Origin of the sequence: Pseudomonas sp. GL-B-26 (assembly GCF_019947405.1) — a bacterium.
Lineage (GTDB): Bacteria > Pseudomonadota > Gammaproteobacteria > Pseudomonadales > Pseudomonadaceae > Aquipseudomonas.
Map to the genome: position 1 here is coordinate 1 of NZ_JAGYGJ010000095.1, position 2,535 is coordinate 2,535.

Here is a 2,535-nt window from a genome sequence, read left to right on the forward strand (position 1 = left end):
ATCGGCTGACAAAGACTGATTGATCGTCGTATGCTTTTTCATGGCCTCGCCCTCGCTGTCGTTGGCTTCTATAAGAATGCCACCGTGGCGCACAGACGCCTCGGCTTGGGCGAGTCCATTCAATTACGGATCGCGCTGCAGGTTAGTCGCGGTAGACAGGGAAATCAGAGCACATCGCGGCAGCCTGCCGGGCGATGTGCGCCTCGACATCGGCATCGCCGAGGTGGTCGAGAATGTCGCAGATCCAACCCGCCAGCTCGATACTCTGGGCTTCCTTGAAACCGCGGCTGGTGATCGCCGGCGTGCCGATGCGCAGGCCGGAGGTCACGAACGGCGATTGCGGGTCGTTCGGTACGGCGTTCTTGTTCACGGTGATACCGGCACGGCCGAGGGCGGCGTCGGCGTCTTTTCCGGTCAGGCCCTGACGAATCAGGCTGACCAGGAACAGGTGGTTGTCGGTACCGCCCGACACCACGTCGTAACCTCGATCAATGAAGACCTTGGCCATCGCCTGGGCGTTGCGGATCACTTGCGCCTGATAGGTTTTGAAGGCCGGCTCCAGCGCTTCTTTGAAGCACACAGCCTTGGCGGCGATCACGTGCATCAGCGGGCCGCCCTGGCCGCCGGGAAACACTGCGGCGTTGAGTTTTTTCTCCAGTTCCGGGTTGGCCTTGGCCAGGATCAGGCCGCCACGAGGACCGCGCAGCGTCTTGTGGGTTGTGGTGGTGACGACATCGGCAAAGGGAATCGGGTTCGGGTACAGACCGGTTGCTACCAGCCCGGCAACGTGGGCCATATCGACAAACAAATAAGCGCCGACCTTGTCGGCAATCGCCCGGAAGCGTGGGAAGTCCAGGGTCTTCGAATAGGCAGAGAAGCCGGCGATGATCATCTTCGGCTTGTGCTCGACGGCCAGGCGTTCGACTTCGTCGTAATCGATCAGCCCGGTCGCGGTGTCGATGCCGTACTGAACGGCGTTATACAACTTGCCGGAAAAGCTGACTTTGGCGCCGTGGGTCAGGTGTCCTCCGTGGGCCAGGCTCATGCCCAATACGGTGTCGCCGGCCTGCAGCAACGCAAGATAGACCGCAGCGTTGGCCTGGCTGCCGGAGTGCGGCTGGACGTTGGCGTAATCGGCACCGAACAGTTGTTTGGCGCGGTCGATGGCCAATTGTTCGACCACATCGACGTGTTCGCAGCCACCGTAGTAGCGCTTGCCCGGATAGCCTTCGGCGTACTTGTTGGTCAGGCCGCTGCCTTGCGCTTCCATCACCCGTTGGCTGGTGTAGTTTTCCGAAGCGATCAGCTCGATGTGGTGCTCTTGACGTGCGTCTTCGGCGTTCATCGCTGCCAGCAGTTCGTCGTCGTAGCCTTTGATCTGGTCGTGCTTGCTGAACATGGTGGAGTCCTCTGTTGTTCTTGGATGGTATGAGTGGGCTGACGATCAGGCGTCCTGGTAGTCGGTGATCGACGGGCAGGCGCAGATCAGGTTGCGATCGCCAAACACGTTGTCGACCCGACCGACCGGTGGCCAGTACTTGCCTTCGATCAGCGACGCAACCGGATACACCGCTTGCTCACGGCTGTACGGATGCGTCCACTCGCCGACGATTTCCGCCGCGGTGTGCGGGGCGTTTTTCAGCGGGTTGTCGTCCTTGTCCAGGGTGCCGTTTTCCACCGCGCGGATTTCTTCGCGGATGCGGATCATGGCGTCGCAGAAGCGGTCCAGTTCTTCTTTGGATTCGCTTTCGGTCGGCTCGATCATCAGCGTGCCGGCGACCGGGAACGACATGGTCGGGGCGTGGAAGCCGAAGTCGATCAGGCGCTTGGCGACGTCATCGACGCTGATGCCGCTGCTGTCTTTCAGCGGACGCAGATCGAGGATGCATTCGTGCGCCACCAGGCCGTTGCTGCCGGTGTACAGCACCGGGTAGTACTCTTCGAGGCGACGGGAAATGTAGTTGGCATTGAGGATCGCCAGTTGCGAGGCACGCTTGAGACCCGCGCCACCCATCATCCGAATGTACATCCAGGTGATCGGCAAAATGCTCGCGCTGCCGAACGGTGCCGCGCAGACCGCGCCTTGCTTGCGCTCCATCTGTGCGTGGCCCGGCAGGAACGGGGTCAGGTGCGATTTGACGCCAATCGGGCCGACGCCCGGGCCGCCACCGCCGTGCGGGATGCAGAAGGTTTTGTGCAGGTTCAGGTGCGACACGTCGCCGCCGAACTTGCCCGGGGCGCAGAGGCCGACCATCGCGTTCATGTTGGCGCCGTCGATGTACACCTGGCCGCCGTGGTCATGAATGATGCCGCAGATTTCGCGGATGCCTTCTTCGAACACGCCGTGCGTCGACGGGTAGGTGATCATCAATGCCGCGAGATGCTCGCGGTGCTCGATGGCCTTGGCGCGCAGGTCTTCGATGTCGACGTTGCCGCGGGCATCGCAGGCGGTGACGACCACGCGCATGCCGGCCATGTTGGCGGTGGCCGGGTTGGTGCCGTGGGCGGACGAGGGGATCAGGCAGATGTCGCGAC

The 2,535-nt window shown here is 62.1% G+C and carries 1 protein-coding gene and 1 pseudogene; both read right to left on the reverse strand.

Features of this window, described 5'->3' with window-relative positions; translation table 11 throughout:
- Positions 1-142 precede the first annotated feature (142 nt).
- A complete protein-coding gene (gene glyA / locus KGB23_RS29980) occupies positions 143-1,399 on the reverse strand; it encodes a serine hydroxymethyltransferase (protein WP_223433691.1) in 1,257 nt (418 codons plus the stop codon).
- A 45-nt stretch (positions 1,400-1,444) separates the two neighbouring features.
- Positions 1,445-2,535: pseudogene (locus KGB23_RS29985) on the reverse strand (glycine dehydrogenase (aminomethyl-transferring)); the annotation flags it as partial.